Raw genomic sequence first — 18,746 nt, 5'->3', positions numbered from 1 at the left:
AATGGCAGGATGACCTATTCAATTGTCTTTTCGTGTTGAAGAAACACACATTCATCATCACCACGCGAACTCAATTTCTGCCTAAAGAAGGACAGAAAATGAATGTTTTTGAACACCTCCCGCTTGGAATAATTTAAAAGATATTACTATACATTAGTTTAACTATCAAAATTTTACATGTCAATTTATAAAAAAGAAAAAAGATGGCAAAATACCGTCTTTTTTCTAGATTAAACCGTTTTTAATTGTTCACTTTCATCTTCTTCATCTGGCTGGATGAAGAAGATGACCAAAAATAGAGAAATAAGACTGCAAATGGTCGAGAGAATAAAAACGATGGAGTCCCCTTTATCCATGAGATAAGCGTAAATCGGAGGTCCTAAAGCGACACCGATAAAACGCATACTGCTGTAAAACGACGTAATGGTTCCGCACTGCTCTTTTTCAATTCCTTCTGTGATCAGGGCATCAAGTGCAGGCAGGACAATACCGATGCCAACACCACCAATGCTTAAGCAGGTAAACAATACGTAAAAGCTGTGATTCCACCATAAAAACATATAGGAAAGTGATAACAAGGCCATGCCTACGATTAAAAAGATTCTCATTTTCCCTTTTTCTTTTCCAATCGTTTTCCCAGCAACGTATGAGCTGATGGATAGAAAAAGGAGCGGAATGCTAAGCAGGAGCCCTTTTTTGACACCCTTAATTTGATAAGCTGCCTCTAGGTTATCAGATAAGTAAAAAAGCACACCAAAAAGAAGAAACATAATAAAACCGCCAATTGCAAAAATGGCATACAGCCAGCGTCCTTCATGCTTAAATATGGTCTTTGTTGATTTTAAAAATTCTTTAAATGAAGGCGGGTCCTCCTCTTTTTTCGCGGATTCTACCATGAACAGTACCATGAGAAAGCTGATGATTGAGAAGAACGGAATAAACCAAAACGGCACAAACCAAAACCATGAAGCCAAAAGCGCCCCAATAATCGGGCTCAATACCTTTCCAGCTGTGTTAGAGGTTTCAATGGCGCCTAGTCCCGCACTGACTTCTTCATCATCATGAAACAAATCTCCAATAAACGGCATCACGACAGGCGCTGCCCCGGCTGAGCCAACACCTTGAAGGACCCTGCCAAATAGAATCCACATGTACGGTTCTTTCATGATCGTTGAGGCAACTGCTGCCACAGCCCCTCCAAGTCCTGCGATTAACAGACACGGCAGGAGTACCTTTTTTCGCCCGATTCGATCTGATAAATAGCCGGCGATCGGAATACATAAGATCGCGACAACGGAGTATACCGTAATAATGAGGGAGACTTGAAAGGAAGTAATGGAAAGTGTCTTTTCTATCTGTGGCAATACGGGAATGAGCATCGAGTTCCCAAGTGTCATGATTAAAGGCACTGATGATAATGCAATAATATTCTTTTTACTGACTGTTTTCTCGCCCAACATCATTCACCCAATTCTATATACTGTTACGTATTAGTGTGGCAAGTTTTACGGGTATTATGTATGGGCAAACAAAAAGCAACCGCTTATGAAAGCGACTGCTCGTTAAAATCGTTTACGTATCACATGAAAGCTGAATTTATCCGCTCGAAAATAATTTAGCGAGTATAAGACCGGCTGATCATCCTGATCATAGTGTATTTGTTTCAGTAATAATAATGCTGTTTCAGGGTCACATTCTAGTATCGGTGAAACCTGATCGTGGTAGCCGATTGGTTCAATGTCAGCAACTGCATATTTAATCCCGCTGTGTGGTTCTCTTCCAAACAGCTCAAAAAGAGACTCTTCTTCATGGGTAAAAGATGCAGGAAGATGCTTGACCGGAATTTTATCTAAACAGTAAACCACGGGCTGTCCATCGGCCGTTCGAACGCGCTCCATTGAAAAAATCTCATCAGATTCATCACACTGAAAACGAATCACATCATTCTCTGTTGGCTCCCCTTCTTGCGAGGATAAAAAGATGGTACCAGGCGTCATATTGACCTGCTCTATCATTTTCGTGACACTTGCCAGCTGTTCTATGCCTGTTGAAAAGAGTGGTCTTGTGTTGACGAACGTACCCACACCATGCCTTCTAATTAAATATTTCTCTTCTTCTAATATACGAAGGGCTTCACGCAGTGTCGCTCTGCTCACGCCTAAAAGCTTTGAGAGCTCAAATTCAGAAGGTAGTTTCTCTTTTTCGGCATATACGCCTGATTGTATATCTTCTTTAATACGGTCAATCACTTTCAAATATAAATGGCGATTGTCTGTTTTGGTCGACATGTTTTCCCTCCGTCTAATCAATGCAAATGATAAGATGAGAAATCTCTATTCCGAGATAAGTTGAACATAACTATATCATGTTTTTGCAAATAAATAAATAGTCTGACTTCCAGTTAACATAATCATACTATCGTTCACTTTTTTTAGAAAGCTCTCTTCGTTTTATGAAGAGAGCTCGTCATATTGTTCTTTTGAAAGCAGGACTTCTCTCGGTTTACTTCCTTCATAAGGACCGACAACGCCTCGCTCTTCCATTGCGTCAATCAGGCGGGCGGCCCGGGTATAGCCGATACGGAATCTTCTTTGAAGCATAGAGACAGAAGCCGTCTGCATGCCGATGATGAGTTCCACTGCTTCATCATATAAATCGTCATCCACAGCTGTAAGCTGATCCTGTGTTTCTTCAGTTGGAATCATTTCTTCTTGATATTGTGCTTTTTGCTGAGTGATCACATGATCAACGACATGTTCTACTTCTTCATCTGATAAAAAGGCGCCCTGCACACGAACTGGTTTGTTTGCTCCAACTGGTAGAAACAGCATATCCCCTCTGCCGAGCAGTTTTTCTGCGCCCCCCATATCAAGGATCGTCCTTGAATCGGTTTGCGAGGACACGCTAAAGGCAATGCGAGATGGGATGTTGGCTTTAATGACACCTGTAATGACATCGACAGAAGGTCTTTGTGTGGCAATAATTAAATGAATTCCGGCTGCACGAGCCATTTGCGAAAGTCTTGTAATCGAATCTTCCACATCAGAGGAAGCGACCATCATTAAATCTGCAAGCTCGTCTACAATGACAACAATATAAGGAAGTTCTGGCTGTTTCGCCTCTTCTGATTGATTCATTCGTTTAATGTAATCATTGTACCCTTCAATATTTCTTGTCCCCGTATGAGAAAATAATTCATAGCGGCGTTCCATTTCACTGACGACTTTTTTCAGTGCCTGTGAGGCTTTCTTAGGGTCCGTTACAACGGGAGCGAGCAAATGCGGAATGCCATTATACACATTTAGTTCAACCATTTTCGGATCAATCATCATCATTTTCACTTCATGAGGTTTCGCTCTCATCAGAATACTTGTGATAATGCCATTGATACACACACTTTTTCCGCTTCCAGTCGAACCTGCTACAAGTAAATGCGGCATTTTGTTCATTTCAGCCAGAACGGCTTCACCCGAAATATTGCGGCCGAGTCCAATCAGTAGCTTGGCATTTGGACGGTCATTTTGCTTCGATTCTAATACCTCTTTTAAAGAAACCATCGCAATTTCTGCATTCGGAACCTCAATACCGATGGCTGATTTACCAGGAATCGGCGCCTCAATCCGAATATCTTTTGCTGCGAGAGCAAGGGCTAAGTCATCACTTAGATTGACGATTTTACTTACCTTCACGCCGACATCTGGATAGACCTCATATTTGGTAACGGCTGGTCCTAAGTGAACCTGTGTGACTTTTGCTTTGACGCCAAAGCTTTGAAACGTTTTTTCAAGCTTTCTTGCATTTTCGTATATATTTTTCTTGTCTGTTTGCTGCCCTGAGTGCTGCGGCTCTGCCAAAATATCCAGTGACGGCAATTCGTAATCTTTGTTTTCAAGTTCCGTAAACGTCATCGGCGGCGCCTCTTTTGGTTCATCAGCTGAATCTGATGGAACCGGCGTACTTTGCACAGATTCTTGAAGAGGTGAAGTCTCTTTTGCCGTCTGCTCTTTTTGAACGAGCGGTGTGAGAATGTCATCTCTGTCAGCAAAGCTTGAGATAATCGGCTGACTATTGTCAGGCACCGGTGTTTCCTCTTCCATTAAGATCTGATCATCTTCGTCCTCTTCTTGAATACGAGACCGTTTTTTCTTTTCGACCGTTTTCTGAGAGGGCGCGCTCTTTTTCGCCTGCCTGATTCCTTTCATATCTTCAACAAACGCTTTCCACTGCTTCACCATAAATTGCGAGACAGGCAGCGTCACTTTTTTCACCATTTCTTGAAGAGATCGATTTGTAATCAGAACAATTCCAATCAGCATCAGAACGATTGCCATGATTTGAGAGCCTGCTTGTGCAAATAAGAAATAAGAAGCAGCAAATAATACGGCACCGATCATGCCGCCTCCTAAATCAGGCGACCCCGTCTCACCTTTCATGTCCATCAAGAAAAGCTCAAATGTATTTCTAATCACACTTTGAGAGCCTATCGCACCCGCAGATGAAAGGTGCTGAAAAAGCTTCACATGAGACAAAAGCAAGATACTCGCAATGATGCAGTATAGCCCTGCCTTTCTCCTTGTCAACATATCTGGGATTTGTTTTTTCCAGAAGATGGTCACGCCAAAAAGAAATAATCCGATAAGGCAGAGAATGAACCATTCACCTGCAAAAAATCGGAATAAATGTACGAAGGTTTGTCCTACGACGCCTAGCTGTAAAATGGCGATGATCGCTATGGCAATACAGACTAACCCATTTAATTCATATTTCAGTTTTAGCTGTTTATTTTGTTTTTTTCTCGTTTTCCGTTTTCTCTTTTTAGCCATACTCATCACCTTACTACGAAAGAAAATATAACCTACCGAAAGATCAGAAAGAAAGCAGCCTGGTTTTGGCTGCTGCATCTTGTTGTAAGTTTTCCCTTTATTATAGCATAGAATCATTCATATGAGTCGGTTTGATTGGAGCCTAATTGTAACTTCAATCGCTTGCCTGGTGCAAGCTCTTGATTCAGAAAGTCCATTGGGTTGGTGCTCATGACTTGAACGATTTCTGCTTCATCCTCTTTCATTTCAACCATAACTGGCACGCCTTGGATGTTTACCTGCTGAAGTTTCCGGTCTCCTTGTTCCTCCGCGTAAATGGCTTCATATGGCATAGTTGTGTATAAAATCATTGGATCAGCCCCTCGTTTTGAGATGCCCTTTCTCCAATCAGCTCGTTCAACTTTTTAATCGCTTGTCCTACACCGCCTACTTCATTCATAAGTCCGTATTCTGCTGCCTCATGACCAACAACATTTGTTCCAATGTCTCTTGTCAAATTGCCTTTTGAGAACATGAGCTCTTTGAACTTCTCTTCTGTAATATTGGAGTGGCTTGTCACAAAGTTAATGACTCTTTCCTGCATTTTATCTAAGTATTCAAAGGTTTGCGGGACACCAATCACAAGACCAGTTAAACGCACAGGATGAATGGTCATCGTGGCTGTTTCCGCAATATAGGAATAGTCACACGATACAGCAATCGGGACACCAATAGAGTGGCCGCCGCCAAGTACAATCGATACAGTCGGTTTTGATAAAGATGCAAGCATTTCTGCAATCGCTAGTCCCGCTTCTACATCGCCGCCTACTGTATTTAAGATGATCAAAAGCCCTTCAATTTTTGGATTTTGCTCTACTGCTACGATTTGCGGTATGACATGCTCGTATTTGGTTGTTTTATTTTGTGGTGGAAGCTGCATGTGGCCTTCAATTTGTCCAATAATGGTAAGGCAATGGATATTTGTATCTTGCGGCAGCTGTGGTATGGCTGTTTCACCAAGCTGCTGTATTTTGCTCATAATGCTGTCTTTTTCTTCTGGCTTTCGCTCAGGCTGCTGTTCATTTTTTTCGTCCATTTGTCTCCATCCTTTCCTCAAACTCTCCTCCTATTATGAACAAGAAGGCCGTATTCAATCCGCATTCCTCACACCACATCAAAAAAGCCCAAAGAGCTTATGCACCTTGGGCTTTTTCATCATACTTCCATAATAATTGGAATGATCATCGGCTTACGTTTTGTTTTTTCATATAGGAATTGATTGAGTACGTCGCGCATGGATTGTTTCAATGTTGACCATTCAACAATTGAGTTTTCCGTTTGCTCTTTGACAATCCCTTTGACCATTTCTGTCGCTTTCACAATCAGCTCTTCAGATTCTCTGACATACACAAACCCTCTTGTAATAATTTCAGGTCCAGAAATTAATTGTTTCTTTTGTTTATCAAGTGTAATGACGACAATTAAGATACCATCTTGAGACAATAGGCGTCTATCGCGTAACACAATGTTTCCGATATCACCAACGCCAAGACCATCGATCAAAATATTGCCTTGGTGAACTTTTTCACCAATCTTGACGTTCTGTCCTCTAAACTCCACAACATCCCCTTTATCAATCAAGAAAATGTCACTGCGTTTCATTCCCACTTCTTCAGCAACACGAGAATGTGCTTTTTGCATACGATATTCGCCATTCACCGGAATTAAATACTTCGGCTTTAGTAAGTTCAGCATGAGCTTTAACTCTTCTTGGCAGCCATGTCCAGAAACATGCACACGTTTTTGCGCAAAAATGACTTGTGCGCCGCTTCTTGTAAGGAAATCCACTGTTTTTGAATAGGTGAGTTCTTGTCCAGGAAGAGGTGTAGATGCAATCACAACCGTGTCATCTTTTTCAATATGAAGCTGTTTGTGATTTTGTTTCGCCATTTTTGTTAACGCAGCAAGAGGCTCTCCGTGGCTTCCAGCTGTCAGAACGACCACATCGTTTTTCGCCATTTTCTTCACTTCTTGAACTGGTACAAATAATTCTTCGTCTGCTGTGACATAACCAAGTTTGATCGCCAGCTGTAGAGTCGTCATCATATTCTTTCCTGCTACCGCAAGCTTACGGCCATTTTGATTTGTTGCATTAATGATCTGCTGCACTCGGTTAATGTTAGATGAAGATACAGCCACAATGACACGATTTTCAGCATTGTACATCGCATTTGAGATTTCGTCTTGGACGAGCGCCTCAGAAGGTGTATAACCTGGTTTTTCAGCATTGGCACTGTCTGAAAGAAGTGCTAAAACGCCATTGTTTCCAATTTTCGCAATCTCTCCGATGTCACAGGCTTGGTTAAGCGCTGGGGTTTGATCAAATTTAAAATCACCTGTGCATACGATTGAACCAAGAGAGGTTTTGAAGCTGATCCCAACTGAATCAGGGATGCTGTGATTCGTTCTAAAGAATGATACCTTTGTTGTTTCAAACGTAATGACTGATTTTGCATGTACCTCACGCAAGTCAGCTTTTTGATTGAAGCCATACTGTTTTAATTTTTCTCGAAGTAACGCAAGGGTCAGCTTCGTTCCGTAAACTGGTACAGACAATTTGCTTAAGCAATGGAATACGCCTCCGATTGCTTCATCATGTCCGTGGGTAAGAAAGATTGCTTTCACCCGATCAGCACGTTCTGTTAAATAAGAGATATCAGGAATGACGACGTCAATGCCTAGCATTTCGTTTTCTGGATGCATCAAGCCTGCATCTACCACATATATGTCCGAATCAATTTCAATGACATATAAGTTTTTTCCGATTTCTCCAACGCCTCCCAGTGCAATAATTCTTACGTTCTCTGTATTTTTCTTTTTCAAAATTCTTTTCCTCCTAGTCTCAAGCCCGTCCATCATCGCTTAATGCTATTATAACTGAATCTAATTTTAGAAAACAAGATGAAGTCACATTTTAAGAAAGTGTTTATGTATAAAAAACGGTCATACTCAGGGACATCTGAGAATGACCGCTTACGAAATCTTTTGTTTTGATCAGCTGTTTAAGACGCTGCTTAAATCCAGTCTCTCTTCTTCTGACAAAGGTAAAAGCGGAAGACGAACCGATCCGACATCTAGTCCTTTCAGCTGAAGAGCTGTTTTGACAGGCGTTGGATTTGGCGCTGTGAAAAGCTGTTTCATGATTGGGAGCAGCTTTTGATGGATTAATGCGGCATTGGCCGTTTGACCTGAAGCATAGCTTTTCAGCATTTGCTGCATATCAAGCCCTACGATATGAGACGCCACAGAGACCACTCCTTTTGCACCAACAGATACAGCTGGAAGTGTTAAGCTGTCGTCACCTGAATAGACATCGAAATCTTCTGGTGTCTCTGCTATGATTTTTGTCATGGCATCAAGATCACCGCTTGCTTCTTTGATCGCGACAATGTTAGGTATTTGTGCAAGCTTAATGGTTGTTTCTGGGGCTAATGACGCAACCGTTCTCCCTGGTACATTGTAAAGCATGACAGGAAGAGATGTAGACTCGGCAATGGCTTTAAAGTGTGCATACATGCCTTCCTGTGATGGCTTGTTGTAGTAAGGTACGACAAGCATCACTGCATCAACGCCCGCTTCTTCTGCTTTTTTCGTTAGTTTGATAGACGCATTTGTATTATTACTGCCTGTTCCTGCAATGATTTTACAACGACCATTTGCTAATTTTACCGATTGCTGAAAAAGAGCGACTTTTTCTTCAGTCGATAAAGTTGGCGATTCGCCTGTTGTCCCTGCAACGACTAACGAGTCACTGCCGTTTTTTAACAAGTAATCAATGAGAATTGATAGCTTTTGGAAATCAATGTTGCCCTTTTTATCAAAAGGTGTAATCATAGCTGTTGCGATATTTCCGAAATTCATTTTTTTCACCTCATCATGATTCAATCACATTTATCTTGAAAGTTCAAACACTTCGTGCAGGGCATTGACAGCTGCTCTCATGTTTTCTTCGTTCACTAGCACCCAAATGGTCGTATGGCTGTCAGCCGATTGTAAAATCGGAATGTTTTGCTCGGATAGAGCCGATACAATTTTAGATGTGACACCTGGTACACCCATGATACCTGCGCCAACAGCTGATACTTTCGCACAATTTGTTGTGACAATTGGCGTATAACCAAGATCTTTTAGGATCGAGGTTGCCTTTTCAGTCATTGCACCTGTCACGGTATACACAATCTCACTCGGTGTAATGTTGAAGAAATCGACACTGATTTGTGCATTAGCCATTGCTTTAAAGACCTCTGTTTGGACGCTGTATTGCCCTTCTTTTGCCGGGACTTTGATTTGCGTCACATCATTGACATGTGCAATACCCGTAATGAGGCGGTCGTACACATCATGGCTCATTTTATCTGAGTAGTGTGACGTGACAAGTGTGCCCTCTTCATCAGAGTATGTTGAACGAACCCTCATTGGTACTTTTGCTTGCATCGCAATTTCGACAGCTCTCGGGTGAATGACTTTTGCTCCTTGATATGCAAGGTTGCAAATTTCTGTATATGTCACGACTCTGAGCGGCTTTGCATTTTCAACAATGCGGGGATCTGCCGTCATGACGCCTTCTACATCTGTAAAAATATCAATAAAGTCTGCCTGCAATGCAGCACCTAAAGCGGCTGCGGACGTATCACTGCCGCCTCGTCCAATTGTGGTCACGTCTCCATTTTTCGCGGCTCCTTGGAACCCAGCAACAACGACTACATCATGTTCAGATAGTGCCGCCTCGAGACGTTCGCACTTCATATCAATAATTTTCGCACTCGTATGTTCCTTATCTGTCACAAAACCAGCCTGTGCGCCTGTCATCGCTACAGCTTTTAGCCCGTTTTCATTCAGCATACTTGAAAACACAACAGCTGAAATATTCTCTCCGCAGGAAACGAGCAAGTCTTTTTCTCGATTTGTCATATGCTGCGCGCTGCCGTATAGCAGACCAAGCAGCGTATCTGTCGCATAAGGATCGCCTTTTCGTCCCATTGCAGATACGACGACAACCGACTTATAGCCTTTCTCTTTTGCCGATAAGATATGTGCAAGTGCCCTTTTTCTACCTTGATCATCTTTGACAGATGTACCGCCAAATTTTTGGACAATTATTTTCACTGTTTTCACTCCAAGTTCATTCTGACGTAACAGAAGAGAGCAGGCGAAAGATGCCTAACTCTCTTCTGTTCGTCCTCATCATCCATTGAATGTTAAACTAATTTTAATGCTTTTAAGCTTTCTGCAATTTGAACGGAGTTCCATGCAGCGCCTTTTAGCAGGTTATCAGATACAATCCACATATGGAACCCGTTTGGACGGTCCAAATCTTTCCGAATGCGGCCGACAAATACGTCGTTTTTCCCAACAGCATCTGCAGGCATTGGATAAATTTGCTGAGACGGATCATCTTGCAGTGTAATGCCTGGAGCATCTTTTAGAATGGACTTGACGTCTTCAACTGTTGCGTCGTTTGATTCTAGTTCGACGTAAACAGATTCTGAATGTCCTGTTTCAATTGGAAGTCTCACACATGTTGCCGCTACTTCCAGCTCTGGCATATGCATGATTTTTTTCGTTTCGTTGATCATTTTCATTTCTTCAAATGTGTAGCCATTGTCTTGGAATTTATCAATTTGCGGAATCGCATTAAATGCAATTTGATAAGGCATGACTTCCGGCTTCACATCTTCTTTATTTAAAATGGCTTGTGATTGGTTATATAGCTCGTCAATGGCTTCATGTCCTGCACCTGATACTGCTTGGTAAGTGGACACGATGACTTTTTTCATGCCATACGCCTGACGAAGCGGTTCTAATGCCGCTACCATTTGAATCGTTGAACAGTTAGGGTTTGCAATGATTCCTTTATGGTCATGCAAGTCTTTTTCGTTTACCTCTGGTACGACAAGAGGGATGTTTTCGTCCATACGGAAAGCACTTGTGTTGTCTACAACAATCGCACCTCGTTTGACCGCTTCAGGAGCTAGCACCTTGGAAACATTTCCTCCAGCACTGAATAATGCAATGTTCACTCCTTCAAAGCTTTCAGGTGTTGCTTCCTGTACGGTATACTCTTGACCTCTGAATGTCACTTTTGTTCCAGCAGAACGTTTTGAGGATAGTAGAGTCAGTGTATCCATTTCAAAATCTCTGTCAGCTAGTGTTTTTAACATTTGTTGACCGACAGCTCCAGTCGCTCCAACTACAGCTACATGCAATCCTCTTCCCATCAGTAAAACTCCTTCCGACCCATCCATGATTCTTTTCTTTCGGATGGCCATCCTATGACTTTTTACATTTTATTTTACCATAGAAAAGCAAGGCTTGAAGCATCTTTTTTGAATCTTTCATGATTTTCTAGTGAATCTATTATTCGTTTGGTCCAATTAAAATTGGCTGAATTTGTCTATGCTGAAGTGCCTCTTCTACTGTTTGAGAAAGCAAATCCATGTTCGCGACCATGGAGGTCGGTTTTTTAAATGGATCATCTTGACCAAATGGAATAAAGAAAATATTCTTTGTCGACATCAACCTCATCAGATTTGTACCATTTAAGCCTAGCGCATCATTTGTTGAAATTCCTAAAACGACAGGACGATGATTTCGAATGGTTGCTTTTGCAGCCATTAAAACAGGGCTGTCTGTCATAGCATTTGCGAATTTCGCCATCGAGTTCCCTGTTAATGGAGCAATGACCATACAATCAAGTGGCAGCTTAGGTCCGAGCGGCTCTGCTTTCACGATTGAGTCAATCGCCTTAAAGCCAGTCAGCTTCTCAATCCGCTCAATCCAGTCCGCCCCATCTCCGAATCTTGTATTCGTGTTCTGGACCGTATATGACACCACTGGACGCACTTCTGCTCCTTCTTTTACAAGTGCTTCGATTTGCGGATAAACAGCTTCGTACGTACAGTGGGAACCAGTTAAGCCAAAACCGATTCTTTTCCCTTTTAATGTTGTCATGATTCCATCCCCCTTTTTTCCTCTGCAAGTTCACATAAGAGCCCAGAAAGCACTTTTGCAATGATTTGCCCTGCTGTCTTTGGTGCGACAATCCCCGGGAGTCCTGGTGCAAGAAGCGCCTTCACTCCATGTTTTTGTGCAAAGTCAAAGTCTGTTCCTCCTGGGCGGGAGGCGATATCTAAAATGAGTGTCTTTGGTGTCATGCTGACGATGACAGATGAATCTAATACAAGGCTTGGAATGGTATTGATGATGATATCTATATCTGTTACTTCTTCTTTTAACCGATCCATTGAAAATGGATCGGGTCCCATTTCAAATGCCCGCGCTAAATGCGCTGTATCTGCTGCCCCTACTTTTACATCCGCACCGAGTGCCCGAAATGTGCGGGCAATGGTGAGTCCTGTTCTTCCGAGTCCGAGAACAGCGACACGTGATCCATGAATCGTATAATCCGTTTGCTGAATGGCCATCATGATAATCCCTTCAACTGTTGGAATAGAGTTATATATGGCAATATCATCTCGCTCAAACAGCTTCACAAGTTTTCGGTTCACCTGCTTTGCCAGATTGTCTAAGTACGTATTAGAAATACCTGAGTACAAGGTACAATGGGCAGGGGTTCTTTCTAAATATGTTGCTTCTAGTAACACCTGCTCATTTGAGAAAACTGTCGCGACAACACCTTCATCCGTTGCGCCTGATACTGGCAGGATCATACTGTCTACCTGTTCGAATGGAAGTTCTGACATTTTTAGCTTTTCAGCCCCAATAAATCCGTGATCCAGCTGATCAAATCCAACCAAAAACACTTTGGCATGCTGCTGTGACAGCTTGCGAATAATTTCAAGCTGCCTTGCATCTCCCCCGATCACCGCAACCGTTAAACCGCTCAACATACTGACCGTTCACCTTCTTTATTTAAAAAAGTCTGTAATATTTTCTGAATCTCCCTTTTAGCATATGAGGAGAGGATTCAGCCTGTGAACGAATCGAAGAGAGAAAAGAAAAAGAGCACCCATTTATGATGGATGCTCTTTTTCCCCGGGCGGCTGAAGTCCTTCAGGCACATCGAGAATGATCATATCTGATCCTATTTTTTGAATGTGATTCCACGGGACGCGGATGTCATTTCCTTGCTTTCGAAAGCCAAACCACTTCACCGAAGGTATGATGAGTGCTGTGATTTGACCGTCCTGTTCATTGATTTCAAGGTCGGTTTGTCCAAGCACGCCAAGCCGCTCCGCTCTTTTGATATCGACGATCTCTTTTCCTGACAGCTCACTTAGCCTCAAAATCGCATCACTTCCCTTCCGTATCATATATGCAGCCACAAGAAGAAATAGACCGTCACGCTTTTTCAAGTTATGAATGATGCCAATTTGAATACCAAGCTGGTTTCAGTTGATGAAAGTGATCATGGTCTGCCAGCATTTTCTCCACTCGGTTCACCATACCTTTTACATGTTCAGTGTCATAAGAAAGCGTCCAAACAATAGAAGAAAAGCAGCTCATTGCTGTATAGATAGAAAAAAGAAGCCAAAAATCGTCTGTGGCCTGCTTACTTACATAGTAATCCAGTTGCCCTGCTGAAAACGGAATACTATTTTCTCGGCTAAATAAGGACAGTTTATAAAAATCATGAACCGGGTCACCCCAGTCAGATTGATCAAAATCAATGATGCCGGCATACTCACCTTCTTGTATGATAATATTCCCCAAATGAAAATCATCGTGCTGGAATTGATTAGGTCTCGCCTTTACCGCATCAGCATGTGATTTGATAAAATCTAATACGAATTGCTCTTTCGTAAAGGTCACTCCACTTGATTGATAGGCATGTACATACCGCTCATATTTCGCCATGACTCTCTCATCCCATGGCACGACATGAGAAGGTGCGGGACATGTATGCATGAAATTCAGCTCTCTGCCTGCCCGTCTTCCGATTTCATACTGCTCTTCATTTGTAAGCAGATGGATGGATGCTCTAGCGTTCTCTCCTTCAATAAAAGAGAAAATACGATAGGTACACTTAAGTTCAGGATTCATTCCAACCTCCATGACTTCAGAACATAGAAGCCCTCGATTTTTAAACTTTTGCTGAACTGACGCTTTTCTTTTAAAATTAGCATACGTTTTGAGATTTGATAATTTGAGCACCAGCTTTTCACTTGAGGATGTTGTGACGAGATAAGTACGGTTTCCAGAAAAGCCAGATGTCATCGGCTGAAAGGAGATGGCTTGTGTCAGAAGCGGAGAGAGGAGTTTCAGTTTTTCAAGTTCCATGTAAGCAGTACCCCTTTCTACTTGATATACAATAAACGGCAGACCTCTTAAGAAGCCTGCCGTGTTGTTTACATTATGATGGCTGATCACCCGTAGGACTAATAAGCGAGAGTGCATAATCCTCTGTAAAGATTCGTTTTGATAAGTTATTCACACCGTCTAATGTGACTTTGTTGATTTCGTCAATAATTTCATCAAGTGTACGATGTTTGCCAAGGAGCAGTTCGTTTTTACCGTTTCGGCTCATTTTGCTGTTTGTGCTTTCAAGACTGAGCATCAGGTTTCCTTTCATTTGCTCCTTAGAGTTTTCAAGCTCTTTTTGCGTGATTCCCTCACGCTTTAAGACGTCTAGCGTTTGTAAGATGGTTTCAGAGAGCAGGTTTAACTGCTTCGCTCCTGTCCCGCCATAAATTGTCAGCATGCCGTTATCTGCAAATGAACTGTGATAGCTGAAAACAGAATAGGCGAGTCCTTTGTCCTCTCTTACATCCTGGAACAAGCGGCTGCTCATGCTTCCGCCAAGAACATTATTTAAGACGATTAAGTCATAGATGCCTTTGTCTCCAGCTGGGAGGCCATTAAACCCCATGCATAGATGCGCTTGCTCTGTTTCCTTTTTGCGTGTGAGCTTGTCATAGTGAAATTGCGGCGCTTCTACAGGCTGTTTTTTTCCTTTCGTTTCATACGAACCGAACAACTTTTCAACTTCACTAATGAATGTGTCATCCACATTCCCTGCAACAGAGATGACGACGCGATCCGGCGTGTAGAATTCATCCATATAAGCTCTAAGAGAGTCACCGTTAAAGGTAGAAAGTGTTTCTTCTGTTCCTAAAATCGGGAACCCTAAAGAATGATCACCATAAATCGCTTTGCTCAACAGATCGTGAACGATATCATCAGGTGTATCCTCATACATTTTGATTTCTTCATATACTACATTTTTTTCTTTTTTCAGCTCTTGTTCATCAAAAGCGGAGTGGAAGAACATGTCGCTTAATACATCGAGGGCGTAGCCAGCATGTGAATCAAGCACCTTTGCATAGTAGCAAGTGTATTCTTTTGACGTAAAGGCATTCACTTGACCACCAATGCGGTCAAAGGATTCTGCGATATCACGTGCAGATCTCGTCTTTGTCCCTTTAAAGAACATATGCTCTAGAAAGTGTGAGATCCCATTAATTTCTGGTGTCTCATGTCTAGAACCCGTTCCAATCCAGACGCCAATTGCGACAGATCTGACAGTGGGATTGTTTTCAAGTACAATTCTTACTCCGTTTTGGCATGTATACGTTTTGACCAAGTTTTGCTCCTCCTATTCAACAAACAGATCGGATCACGGATGTCTTTTTTCACTTAGGAGGTCAGAAACCGTTCCTAATTCATATCCTCTTTCCTTGATTTGAGTGATAAGTGCGTCAAGACTTTTCGCCGTCGAATCTGTTGGATGCATTAATATCATCGCCCCATTGTGAATTTTCCCAAGCACCCGTTTTTGTAGTATGTTTGGTGACGGTTTTTGCCAGTCAATGGTGTCTACCGTCCACATAATGGTTTCCATTCCTTCTTCTGCGGCAAGCTTCACTGTTTCTTCTTTAAAGCTACCGCTTGGAGGGGCGAACCACTTCGGTTTTTTTCCAAGGGATTCTTCAATTTGACGATTTGTTTTGGTAATCTGCTCTAATGCTCGTTCTCTTGTCAGTGTGCGCATATCCGGGTGATTGTATGAATGGTTTCCAATTTCATGACCATCTGCCACGATTTTTTTAGCAAGATCCGTGCTTTTTTTCACCCATTTGCCTTCTAAGAAAAAGGTCGCCTTGACTTGATGCTTTTCCAGTGTCTTTAACATCTTGATTAAATGCTCGTCACCCCAAGCCACGTTGATGAGGAAAGCATTCATTTTTTTATCTGGATGTCCCTTGTAAATGGGTTCAGCACCAAGTTCATGTAAATGAATAGAAGGTTTTGTTTCATTGAAAACAAGCAGCTTTTCATCAAATGACCCTTGTTTTTTCATTTTTTCGTAAGAGGCATCGATATTGACCGTCTGTCCATTTAGACCAGGCATCTTTTTCCACACTTTATCAATCTTAGCATTTTGCGCCTTCACTTCATAGTCAGAAGACTTCGATTCAATCTCTTGATATAAAATATCTTTTGAAACAGATGCAACCTCAGCATGCTCTTTCATTGATTCAATATATGTAACAGCAGCCGGCTGCTTCATCGTTTGATATGACACGAGCAGTAAAAATACAAACACAATGAATGGTAACGTTTTTTTCAATGGTTGTCCCTCCCCTTTACCACAAATTATGATGGGGAGAAACAAGCTAGAACTATTGTTAGCGCAAGAAAAGAAAGAAGCCTGGTACGGATACCTGGCTTCTAACATATTTCATTAAGACTGTTTTTCTTCTTTTTCCTTTTCTTCACGTAAAACAGCTTTGCGAGAAAGGTTCACACGGCCTTGTTTATCGATTTCAGTGACTTTGACAAGTAATTCATCGCCAATCTTCACGACATCTTCTACTTTGCCTACACGATCAAGCGCAAGCTCAGAAATATGAACAAGTCCATCTTTGCCGCTGAAGATTTCAAGGAAAGCACCGAATTTTTCAATGCGTTTTACTTTACCTAAGTAAAGTTGTCCTACTTCAACTTCTCTCACAAGATCTTCAATGATTTTCTTCGCTTTTTGGTTCATGTCTTCTTCTGTAGAAGAGATAAAGATTGTACCATCTTGTTCAATATCGATTTTCACACCGGTATCTTCGATGATTTTATTGATTTGTTTACCGCTTGGTCCAATGACATCGCGAATTTTATCAGGATTGATTTTCATCGTTAAGATTTTTGGTGCATAACGAGACAATTCACCTCTAGAAGCAGGAATCGTTGACAGCATGCTATCTAAGATTTCCATTCTTCCTTTTTTCGCTTGTTGGAGAGCTTCTTCCAAGATGTCTTTTGATAGACCATCGATTTTGATATCCATTTGAAGTGCTGTTACACCTTTTGATGTACCTGCAACTTTAAAGTCCATATCGCCAAGTGCATCTTCCATTCCTTGAATGTCTGTCAGCACTGTGTAGTATTCACCGGATTTCACAAGTCCCATTGCAATCCCTGCAACTGGTGCTTTAATTGGAACACCCGCATCCATCATCGCAAGTGTGCTTGCGCAAATACTTGCTTGTGAAGTAGATCCGTTTGATTCTAGTACCTCAGACACAAGGCGAACCGTATAAGGGAAATCTTTTTCAGATGGAATCACTGGTTCTAATGCCCGTTCACCTAGCGCTCCATGTCCGATTTCACGGCGGCCTGGGCCACGCATTGGACCTGTCTCACCAACACTGAATTGAGGGAAGTTGTAATGGTGCATGAAGCGTTTTGATTCTTCAACGCCTAGACCGTCAAGAATTTGCACATCGCCAAGTGCACCTAATGTACAAATACTGAGCGCCTGTGTTTGTCCTCTTGTAAATAGACCTGAACCATGCGTTCTTGGCAGAAGTCCTACTTCTGAAGAAAGTGGACGGATTTGATCTACACCACGTCCATCTGGACGTACTTTCTCTTCAGTGATCAGACGACGAACTTCATTTTTGACAAGCTTGTTTAATACGTCTTTCGCTTGTTTAATTGTCGCTTCGTCGCGATCTTCTTCTTCAAATTTCTCAACCACAGCTTTTTTCACAGCACTGATTGCATTTTCACGTGCATGCTTCTCATGTACTTGAATCGCTTTCAGCAGGTCTGTTTCAGCAAGTGCTTTTACTTCGTCTGCTAACGTTTGATCTACTTCATATAAAGGAATATCGATCTTTGCTTTACCAACTGCTTTGACAATTTCCTCTTGGAATTCGATTAAACGTTTGATCTCTTGGTGACCATACATGATAGCTTCAAGCATTGTTTCTTCTGGTACTTCATCAGCACCAGCTTCGACCATGTTGATCGCATCTTTTGTTCCAGCGACTACAAGGTTGATGTCACTTTGTTCAAGCTGTTCTACATTTGGATTGATGATAAACTTTCCATCAACTCGTCCTACTGTAACGCCGGCGATTGGTCCCTCAAATGGAATGTCAGACACACATAATGCTAAAGATGAGCCAAACATTGCAGCCATTTCAGATGAACAATCTTGATCCACACTCATGACGATACTAATAACTTGTACTTCGTTTCTAAATCCATCTGCAAATAATGGACGGATTGGTCTATCAATTAAGCGGCTCGCAAGGATCGCTTTTTCACTTGGACGGCCTTCTCTTTTAATGAAGCCACCAGGAATTTTACCTACTGCGTATAATCTTTCTTCGTAGTTCACAGTGAGCGGGAAGAAATCAAGTGGTTTTGGTTCTTTAGAAGCTGTTGCTGAGCTAAGCACAGCTGTATCTCCGTAGCGTACGAGGACCGCTCCGTTTGCTTGCTTTGCAAGCTGGCCAGTTTCAACTGTCAGTTGACGTCCAGCCCAGTCTATGGTGAAGACATGTTTCTCTTGTCCCATTCTGAGAAAAACTCCTCTCTTATCTTGAAATTTTAGTTAATTCTTATTATGAACAAAATGATTTTCACATATCAATGTGAAAGGTGTATGTAGAAGGGTTTTTGCCATTCTTTCAACATTTT

16 protein-coding genes are annotated in these 18,746 nt (G+C 41.9%); all 16 read right to left on the bottom strand.

The window, feature by feature from the left end; translation table 11 throughout:
• Window positions 1–230: 230 nt before the first annotated feature.
• The 16 genes from MKY83_RS08675 to pnp all read right to left on the bottom strand — a co-directional run bounded on the left by MKY83_RS08675 (window position 231) and on the right by pnp (window position 18,624).
• Window positions 231–1,463: an MFS transporter gene (locus tag MKY83_RS08675; protein WP_185107272.1), complete on the bottom strand. Its 1,233-nt coding sequence runs from the start codon at window positions 1,461–1,463 to the stop codon at window positions 231–233.
• A 99-nt stretch (window positions 1,464–1,562) separates the two neighbouring features.
• Window positions 1,563–2,288, bottom strand: a complete 726-nt coding sequence (locus MKY83_RS08670) for a GntR family transcriptional regulator (RefSeq protein WP_003211791.1) — start codon at window positions 2,286–2,288, stop codon at window positions 1,563–1,565.
• 162 nt (window positions 2,289–2,450) lie between these two features.
• Complete coding sequence (locus MKY83_RS08665; RefSeq protein ID WP_044141872.1) at window positions 2,451–4,823, bottom strand: DNA translocase FtsK; 2,373 nt, start codon at window positions 4,821–4,823, stop codon at window positions 2,451–2,453.
• Between the two features lie 113 nt (window positions 4,824–4,936).
• Entirely contained in the window at window positions 4,937–5,173 is a 237-nt protein-coding gene (locus MKY83_RS08660; RefSeq protein WP_044141873.1) for a YlzJ-like family protein, read from the bottom strand.
• Window positions 5,170–5,898 carry a ClpP family protease gene (locus MKY83_RS08655; RefSeq protein WP_003212436.1) on the bottom strand — a complete coding sequence of 243 codons (729 nt, stop codon included), beginning with the start codon at window positions 5,896–5,898 and terminating at the stop codon, window positions 5,170–5,172. The genes MKY83_RS08660 and MKY83_RS08655 overlap by 4 nt, the downstream gene beginning before the upstream one ends.
• Before the next feature lie 119 nt (window positions 5,899–6,017).
• Window positions 6,018–7,685, bottom strand: coding sequence for a ribonuclease J2 (gene rnjB / locus MKY83_RS08650; protein ID WP_003212233.1), 1,668 nt, complete (start codon window positions 7,683–7,685; stop codon window positions 6,018–6,020).
• 171 nt (window positions 7,686–7,856) lie between these two features.
• Window positions 7,857–8,723, bottom strand: a complete 867-nt coding sequence (gene dapA / locus MKY83_RS08645; protein WP_044142095.1) for a 4-hydroxy-tetrahydrodipicolinate synthase — start codon at window positions 8,721–8,723, stop codon at window positions 7,857–7,859.
• Between the two features lie 30 nt (window positions 8,724–8,753).
• The gene (dapG, locus tag MKY83_RS08640; protein WP_012010005.1) at window positions 8,754–9,968 is read right to left on the bottom strand and encodes an aspartate kinase; all 1,215 of its coding nucleotides are present in this window, start codon (window positions 9,966–9,968) and stop codon (window positions 8,754–8,756) included.
• A 92-nt stretch (window positions 9,969–10,060) separates the two neighbouring features.
• Window positions 10,061–11,080, bottom strand: a complete 1,020-nt coding sequence (gene asd / locus MKY83_RS08635; RefSeq protein ID WP_044141875.1) for an aspartate-semialdehyde dehydrogenase — start codon at window positions 11,078–11,080, stop codon at window positions 10,061–10,063.
• A gap of 139 nt (window positions 11,081–11,219) precedes the next feature.
• Window positions 11,220–11,813 carry a dipicolinate synthase subunit B gene (gene dpaB, locus MKY83_RS08630; RefSeq protein ID WP_044141876.1) on the bottom strand — a complete coding sequence of 198 codons (594 nt, stop codon included), beginning with the start codon at window positions 11,811–11,813 and terminating at the stop codon, window positions 11,220–11,222.
• Entirely contained in the window at window positions 11,810–12,712 is a 903-nt protein-coding gene (dpaA, locus tag MKY83_RS08625; RefSeq protein WP_342488513.1) for a dipicolinic acid synthetase subunit A, read from the bottom strand. Before dpaA ends, dpaB begins: the two co-directional genes overlap by 4 nt.
• 123 nt (window positions 12,713–12,835) lie before the next feature.
• Window positions 12,836–13,108 carry a YlmC/YmxH family sporulation protein gene (locus MKY83_RS08620; protein WP_044142096.1) on the bottom strand — a complete coding sequence of 91 codons (273 nt, stop codon included), beginning with the start codon at window positions 13,106–13,108 and terminating at the stop codon, window positions 12,836–12,838.
• Window positions 13,109–13,178: 70 nt separating this feature from the next.
• A complete protein-coding gene (locus tag MKY83_RS08615) occupies window positions 13,179–14,102 on the bottom strand; it encodes an aminoglycoside phosphotransferase family protein (RefSeq protein WP_342488512.1) in 924 nt (307 codons plus the stop codon).
• Between the two features lie 73 nt (window positions 14,103–14,175).
• On the bottom strand, window positions 14,176–15,405 hold the full coding sequence (locus MKY83_RS08610) for a pitrilysin family protein (RefSeq protein ID WP_044141880.1): 1,230 nt from the start codon (window positions 15,403–15,405) through the stop codon (window positions 14,176–14,178).
• 33 nt (window positions 15,406–15,438) lie between these two features.
• The gene (locus MKY83_RS08605; RefSeq protein WP_223252865.1) at window positions 15,439–16,332 is read right to left on the bottom strand and encodes a polysaccharide deacetylase family protein; all 894 of its coding nucleotides are present in this window, start codon (window positions 16,330–16,332) and stop codon (window positions 15,439–15,441) included.
• Between the two features lie 174 nt (window positions 16,333–16,506).
• Entirely contained in the window at window positions 16,507–18,624 is a 2,118-nt protein-coding gene (gene pnp, locus MKY83_RS08600) for a polyribonucleotide nucleotidyltransferase (RefSeq protein ID WP_044141882.1), read from the bottom strand.
• Window positions 18,625–18,746 lie beyond the last annotated feature (122 nt).

It is taken from the genome of Bacillus sp. FSL M8-0266 (assembly GCF_038613425.1).
Lineage (GTDB): Bacteria > Bacillota > Bacilli > Bacillales > Bacillaceae > Bacillus > Bacillus pumilus.
Note: the sequence above shows the minus strand (reverse complement) of the source record. Positions and strands in the feature narration are given on the sequence as shown.

Excerpts from the sequence above, each read along its gene's own strand:
- MKY83_RS08675 (WP_185107272.1), bottom strand. The coding sequence starts at position 1,463 with ATGATGTTGGGCGAGAAAACAGTCAGTAAAAAGAATATTATTGCATTA.
- MKY83_RS08670 (WP_003211791.1), bottom strand. The coding sequence starts at position 2,288 with ATGTCGACCAAAACAGACAATCGCCATTTATATTTGAAAGTGATTGAC.
- MKY83_RS08665 (WP_044141872.1), bottom strand. The coding sequence starts at position 4,823 with ATGGCTAAAAAGAGAAAACGGAAAACGAGAAAAAAACAAAATAAACAG.
- MKY83_RS08660 (WP_044141873.1), bottom strand. The coding sequence starts at position 5,173 with ATGATTTTATACACAACTATGCCATATGAAGCCATTTACGCGGAGGAA.
- MKY83_RS08655 (WP_003212436.1), bottom strand. The coding sequence starts at position 5,898 with ATGGACGAAAAAAATGAACAGCAGCCTGAGCGAAAGCCAGAAGAAAAA.
- dapA (WP_044142095.1), bottom strand. The coding sequence starts at position 8,723 with ATGAATTTCGGAAATATCGCAACAGCTATGATTACACCTTTTGATAAA.
- asd (WP_044141875.1), bottom strand. The coding sequence starts at position 11,080 with ATGGGAAGAGGATTGCATGTAGCTGTAGTTGGAGCGACTGGAGCTGTC.
- dpaB (WP_044141876.1), bottom strand. The coding sequence starts at position 11,813 with ATGACAACATTAAAAGGGAAAAGAATCGGTTTTGGCTTAACTGGTTCC.
- dpaA (WP_342488513.1), bottom strand. The coding sequence starts at position 12,712 with ATGTTGAGCGGTTTAACGGTTGCGGTGATCGGGGGAGATGCAAGGCAG.
- MKY83_RS08615 (WP_342488512.1), bottom strand. The coding sequence starts at position 14,102 with ATGGAACTTGAAAAACTGAAACTCCTCTCTCCGCTTCTGACACAAGCC.
- MKY83_RS08605 (WP_223252865.1), bottom strand. The coding sequence starts at position 16,332 with ATGAAGCAGCCGGCTGCTGTTACATATATTGAATCAATGAAAGAGCAT.
- pnp (WP_044141882.1), bottom strand. The coding sequence starts at position 18,624 with ATGGGACAAGAGAAACATGTCTTCACCATAGACTGGGCTGGACGTCAA.